This is a genomic window from Rhodococcus sp. NPDC078407, from assembly GCF_044542515.1.
In the GTDB taxonomy this organism is placed as follows: Bacteria; Actinomycetota; Actinomycetes; order Mycobacteriales; family Mycobacteriaceae; genus Rhodococcoides.
In genome coordinates this window covers 1-6,780 of sequence record NZ_JBITUQ010000049.1, presented here as the reverse complement: position 1 = coordinate 6,780, position 6,780 = coordinate 1, and the positions used below count along the sequence as shown (strand labels likewise).

Below are 6,780 nucleotides of genomic sequence, written 5' to 3'. Positions count from 1 at the left end.
AAACTCACCCCAACCGAGTTTGAGACAATCAATCAGTCCGCACACGCGGCCTGATTCACTCAACCCAACGAGTCAACCGAACTCGGGGCAGTCCCGGACGAGATCCGTCAGTGGCAGGCGCGAATCCCGTATAGCCAAAGCGTGCGCGACCGCGAGAAAGGATTCGATGCCATGCACGAGAGCGTCACGCGCGTCAAACGATGGCTCGAAGTGCCGTCCGAACTTCTGACTAATCAAGAGCATGCATCTATCTATGGTGTCGATGCGGGGGCTCGATGCCTGACTCCAAGTTTCTGACGTTCGATGCTGACGGTATCCCCGACGCAGTAGTTGACGCGGCCGAGATTCGCATGGCCGTGGACCTGCTGTACGCCAAGCTGCTTTCGATGCCGACCGAAGACGGCGAAACCATAGCGACCACGGTTGCTGACGCAGTGGCGAAGGCCGGCCCCGCGGGTGGACTCGTCGCCGTCAACGTCGTAATCAAGCTGTTGAAGTGCGGTGTGGTACCGCTCGCTGCTGAGCTTGGTCGACAGGGAGTGACGCCGACGCAGGTCCTCGCACTGATCCAGGGCGACGCAGCAACGACAAACTAAACGCAGCACCTAAAGCCCCGCAAGCAATCGCTTGCGGGGCTTTTTGCTGTCCAAAGAACCCCACGAGGGTTTACCGAAAGAAGGTGAATTACCTTGGCGGGTGGTTCAATTCAGGTCGAGGTCAATCCCGATCTTTCCAACTTCAACTCTGCGCTATCGCGTGGGCTGAACGGTGCACTGAAGATCGGCGCGCAGTTTGGTGTGGCGTTCGGCGCTGCAACAGCTTTCAGCGAGATTGTCTCGCTGGGCAACGATCTCACAAACACGCTCAACACTATGCAGTCCGTGTCGGGTGCTACGGCGGACCAGATGGCAGCAGTGTCAGCCAGGGCCAAGGAACTGGGCAACGACATTTCGTTGTCGAACACCTCCGCATCCGACGCTGCAGCCGCGATGGGGGAGCTGGCCAAAGGCGGGCTAAATGTCGATCAGGCTATGTCTGCGGCGAAGGGCACCCTGCAGTTGGCGGCTGCTGCAGGTATCGATGCCGCTTCTGCCGCAACAATCCAGTCCCAGGCTTTGCAGTCATTCGGGCTCTCTGCCGACTACGCGGCTACCGCAGCCGATGTGCTCGCCAACGCAGCCAACGCATCTTCTGCCGAGATCACCGATATTTCAGCCGGTTTGGCGCAGTCAGGCGCAGTAGCCAACCAGTTCGGTCTGACAATCGAGGACACTGCTGCGACACTCGGCATTCTCTCTAATGCTGGTATCGCCGGTTCCGATGCAGGAACTCTGCTGAAGTCTGCGTTGCTGGCGATCACCGATCAGGGCAAGCCCGCGCAGGCGGCAATCGAAGAACTCGGGCTGAGCCTGTACGACACAAACGGCCAGTTCGTTGGCATGTCATCACTGTTCGGGCAATTGGATGCAGCCGCTGCCTCGATGACCCCTGAGCTGTACCAGGCCGCAACCGCAACACTCTTCGGCTCCGATGCCATGCGTCTCGCAGGTGTCGCTGCTGAGCAGGGCCAAGCTGGCTACGACAAAATGCACACCGCTATCGAACGGCAGGGAGCTGCCGCGGAGGTGGCAGCGGCGAAGTCTAAAGGCTTGCCGGGTGCGATGGCATCCATTCAGAACTCTGCGGAGACTTTGGCGCTGGAGCTGTACGACCTGATCGACGGTCCTATGGAGCAGTACGCCCGCGCCGGTGCCGAGAAGCTCAATGGTGCATCCGGCGACATCGTGGACGGGTTCAAGACTGTCGGTTCGACTGTCGCGCCCGTAATCGGCGCACTCGGTTCTGCGGCAACAGCTATTGGTGGACTTCCTGGCCCTGTATTGGCTGCTACGGGGGCATTGGTGGCACTCCGGGTTACGGGTGTGGGTGCGGCGCTCGCAGGCGCTATGACAGCCACGTCCGCTGCCACATATCGGTTCACGCAGGCGATGGCAGCACAGACGATTGCGGCGAACCTTGCTGGTCGGTCTATGGGCATGCTGGGTGCTGCGACAGCGGTTGCTGGTGCACGTGTTGGTGGCGGTGCCAAAGCAATGCTCAGTGCTTTCGGCGGACCATGGATGTTGGCGATCGTCGCTGCGGGCGCTTCGATCTACGCGATTTCCAACGAGTTCAAGAACCTTGAGGCTCAGCAGGACGCGATCACAGGTTCGGCACGGGACATCTCCGCCGCTCAACGTGACATGGCGAAAGCTTTTCAGGAGTCCAACGGGGCGGTTTCGGACAACGTTCTTGGTGCTGTCGGCATGCAGATCGATGAGGTGCGTGAGAAGGCCAACGCCCTTGCCGAGAACGGTCCAGGCGCGTTTGGGATCTTTGCTGCCGCGGGTAGCGACATCAAGGGCTGGTTCTCGGGTGTGGCGGAGGCCGGCGGGGATGCGATGGACGCTCAGGAGGCGTTGGCCGAGCAGGGCGCGAAGACTGAATCAGGACTGCGCAATCTCGGCAAGACGAATCAGGAAGTCGCTGCTGCTGTCGCTGGCTCCGATGCGGAGTGGAACGCTCTCGCTGAGGGATTGCGGGGCACCGCTGATGGTGGTGCTGAGGCGCTCGACGCTTTGCAGCCGCTACGTGAGGAGTTCGTCAAGGCTCAGGCCACCGCGAAGAACACGACCCCCGGATTCTTCGATTTGCGCGATGCAGTGAAGGTGCTCTCGGACGAGTCATCGTCTGCGGCAGACCGAATCAACGCGATGAAGACGGCACTGGATGTGTTGTCTGGCAAACCGATTCCGCTTTCTGATGCTCTCCAGACATACAACGATCAGGTTCGCGCGACCGCCGAGGCAACCACCGATGTGTGGGCTGCCGCCGATGGTTGGGGAGATGCCCTGATCGGCCAGAACGGCACCGTCAACACGGCAACGGCCAACGGTTCGAAGCTGCGTGATGCACTGACCGAGATCAAGGATGCCACCGTTACCGCGGCTGAGGCTGGCGCGGACATGGCTCCGATCTGGGCTCAGAACGAGCAGCAGTTGGAGCAGTTGTCGACCGCGACTGGTGTCAGTGTCGATGCTCTGCGCACGATGATCGAGACCGAGGGTCTGATCCCGAAGAATATCGAGATGCTCGCTGCGTTGCGGGGCGCGGACACAGTCGAACAGCAACTGCAGATCATTGGCGGGTTGCTGCATGGTGTCGGCCAGCCGGTCGAGATCCCGGTGGATGCACTGACCGATGACGCCAAGGCCAAGATCGTCGCATTGGGTGGCTCGGTTGAGGAGAACATTAACGGCAAGCCAGGCATTGTGCGGTTGTCCGCGCCGAACCAGGAAGCTCTCGATGCGATCCAGGCCGTCAACTACAAGCTAGGCGGGCTACCTCCAGACAAGGCGACACAGCTCCGTATCGACGGCGCTGAGAACGCACTCAAGCAGATCGGCGCGGTGCAGGGTGCACTCGACAATCTGTCCGGTCGCTCGACTGCGACCGTTCCGAAGCTGAACATTCCTACCCCTGGCGGTGTCCCGCTGCCCGGTGGTCGTGCTGATGGTGGGCGTCTACCGACCACAGGTCCAGGCACCAACACGGTCGACGGAATATTGGGCGTTTCGTCCGCGGGCATGCCCCTGGCACGGGTGGATGCAGGCGAGTGGGTCGTCAACGGGGACTCCTCGGAGAAGTACAACCGCGAACTTTCGATGATCAATGCGGGGACGTTCCCCAAGCTCCCCGGATTCAACTCCGGTGGCGTCGTCGGCGGGATGAAGGAATGGGTAGACCAGGTTGCTCCCGGCCTGTCGATGACTTCGGGCCTACGCAACACCGATGACGGCTATCACTCGACCGGTAACGCAGCAGACTTCAGCAACGGCAGCGGGAACACTCCCGAACAACTTGCTCTGGCACAGGCGATCTCAGAGGCCTACCCGGACTCTTTGGAGCTGATTTACGATGACCCAGCCTTCGCCGGCCAGGAGATCAAAAACGGTCAGCGAGTTGACTCTTCGTTCTATGACGGGGCGGGCAATCACGCCAACCACGTCCATTGGGCGATGTCTGCACCACCATCGCTGGACCGTATGCCAGGTGCGCTCGGATACGCAGCACAGATGCCGCTGTCCGAACGGGACCAGATCGCGCAGGCCATCATTGACGAGGGCAAGCGCCGAGGCATCACGCCCAACGGGATACGTGCCGCGCTCGCAACAGGTCTCGCCGAGTCCGACCTACAGAACCTGCCCTACGGCGACCGCGACTCAACAGGTGTGTTCCAACAGCGCGACAACGGCGCTTGGGGTACCGCGGAAGATCGTATGGACCCCACGCGTGCAGCGGGCATGTTCTACGACAAGCTCGCTGCGTTCGACTACGAGAACATGGATGCCGCAGCCGCAGCTCAACGGGTGCAGCAGTCGGGGTACGCGGACGGCAGCAACTACGCCGCACGCATGGCCGAGGCAGATGCATTGCTCGCAGCATCCGAAGCACGCAGCAGCGGGTACAACGCGGATACGGCAAGAGGCTTCAACGGTGCAGCCAACGCAGACTGGGCCGAGAAAGACAAGCTCGCACTTGACTCCGCAATGGTCGCAGTACGTCAGGCTCAAGAGGACCGAGACGCAACGTTCGCCAACGACAAGAAGACGCAGGCTGACCGTGAGCAGGCCGACATCAAAGTTACCCAGGCTGAGCAGAAGGTTCGTGACCTAGAGGCTAAGCGGGACAGGGCAACTGCATCGAAGGATGACAAGACGCCGGCACCGAACGCGCCCGAACTCACCACCAACTTCACCGATGATGAGATCAGCCTGAAGTCGGCCGAGTTGGCTGTCGAGAAGGCCAGGCTTGCACGCAACGAAGTGTATGCCGAAGCGGGTGTCACAGAGGCGGAGAAGCTCGATGCCGATTTGTCGTTGCAGCGGGCGAAGAATGCTCTCGATGCTGAACGAAAGAACCAGGCCGAGGGCGGGACAAGCGCCAGCGGGGGATCAGCAACCGCATCAAACCCTATTGATTTGATCGGCAATGTTGCCAAGTCGTTCGTGACAGGCCAGCTATCGGATGCATTGGGTGTCATCGGACTGAGCGAAGATATGGGCAGCATCGGTGCTCTGGTCACTGGGATTGCGAACTATAAGCCAGTCGACGGCAGTGAGGCTGCAACAGGCTTGCAGCAGTTGTTCGGCAAACCGTTCAGCGAGCAGTTGGGAATGGCAGCAGAAGCCAACCCCGACAAGCCGTTCGATCCGCAAGAGTGGATGCGGAAGATGGCAGAACAGATAGCGATACCGGCGGTGCTTCGAGACTCGGGTGGTCCACTGCCTCACGGTATGGCCGCGCTCAACATGTCCGGCGACACGGAACAGGTCTACACCGGTAAGCAGAACAGTGACATGTTCAAGGAGTTGGCTGATATCCGTCACGCTGTCGGCAGTAAGGGCGGCGGAGGTTCACTCGATTTGAGTGAGTTCACGAAGCAGGTTGACCGTCTGGCCGAGAACGCTACCCGCCCGAACGTCACCTATCAGACCGATTCCATTGCTGCGGCTATGCGCGAAGACCGCGTGAGGCAAACACGGCAGTCGCTCACGTACTCGCGGAGGTGAGCGGAATGCCAAGAGCAGCAAACGCAGTATGCAACGAACTCGGATGCCCGCAAGTAATCAAGTCCGGTCAAGGCAAATGCTTCGCCCATCGACGGGCAGCCGACAGGAAACGCGGGACAGCAGCAGAACGAGGCTACGGCGCAAAGCATCGCCAGTTGCGAGAGATATGGGCTAAGCGAGTCTCCACGGGAACAGTGCCCTGTGCTCGCTGCCAGCAACTGATTGTGCCCGGCACATCGTGGGATCTCGGGCACGACGACCACGACCGCAGCGTGTACGTCGGACCCGAACACGCAACCTGCAACCGCGCAGCAGCAGGACGCGCAAGCCACCAGTACCGCTAACAGCATCAACCGCAGGCCAGAAGGACACACAAGCCCTCTGGCCTGCGGTAACGCGGTCTACCCACCCTGGCGCTGACCCCCACACGCACGCGCAGACGGAGCCCCTGGGCGAGGCGTCTCCCTGGTTTTTCAAGCAATCAACCCCAATCTGACCCTGAAAGAGAGGCAGTAAATGCCCCCGAAAAGGAACCTGACCAGACAGCATTCTCGATACCGAGGACCAACCGCGTCCGGTCGCAAAGGTGGTCTGGTTGTGCTGCCTCGTGACGGATGCAGTTTGCCTGTTCCGAGCATGCCGGCTGGCGATTGGACTGCCGCCGAGCAGGAACGGTGGATTGAGGTTTGGGAGTCTCCGCAGGCTTCACAGTTCGATGACGCGAGCGCCGTGACCGTGGCTGTGATGATCCGCTACGAGGGTCTGTTGCTCACTGGAAAAGGCACTGCATGGGTGGCGGCTGAGTGGCGTCACGCTACCGAGAGTTTGGGGCTGACTCCGAAAGCGATGGCCGCACTCGGTTGGGTGCTGGAGGAAGATTCTCAGTGAGCGCGAGACGCAAAGTGTTTGAGGCTGAGGCTGTTCCACCGTCAGAGAGGGTGGTCTCTCACCGAAAGCAGAACGACCAGGTTATTCGGCTCTGCCATGACTGTAAGGCCGAGATCGATGTGAATGCGTTGCAGTCGTACACGTGCAAACCGTGTGTGCCGGCTCAGTTCCAGGAGCCTAAGCCAGGGACTGCCCCGAGTTCGGTTGACTCGTTGGGTTGAGTGAATCAGGCCGCGTGTGCGGACTGATTGATTGTCTCAAACTCGGTTGGGGTGAGTTT

Annotated in this window: 3 protein-coding genes; all 3 read left to right on the top strand. The window is 60.4% G+C overall.

Going from position 1 to position 6,780, the window contains the following annotated elements:
• Positions 1-275 precede the first annotated feature (275 nt).
• The 3 genes from ACIGGF_RS25220 to ACIGGF_RS25210 all read left to right on the top strand — a co-directional run bounded on the left by ACIGGF_RS25220 (position 276) and on the right by ACIGGF_RS25210 (position 6,500).
• A complete protein-coding gene (locus ACIGGF_RS25220; RefSeq protein WP_397523770.1) occupies positions 276-596 on the top strand; it encodes a hypothetical protein in 321 nt (106 codons plus the stop codon).
• A 93-nt stretch (positions 597-689) separates the two neighbouring features.
• Positions 690-5,612, top strand: coding sequence for a phage tail tape measure protein (locus ACIGGF_RS25215; protein WP_397523769.1), 4,923 nt, complete (start codon positions 690-692; stop codon positions 5,610-5,612).
• A gap of 744 nt (positions 5,613-6,356) precedes the next feature.
• Positions 6,357-6,500, top strand: a complete 144-nt coding sequence (locus ACIGGF_RS25210; protein WP_397523768.1) for a hypothetical protein — start codon at positions 6,357-6,359, stop codon at positions 6,498-6,500.
• Positions 6,501-6,780 lie beyond the last annotated feature (280 nt).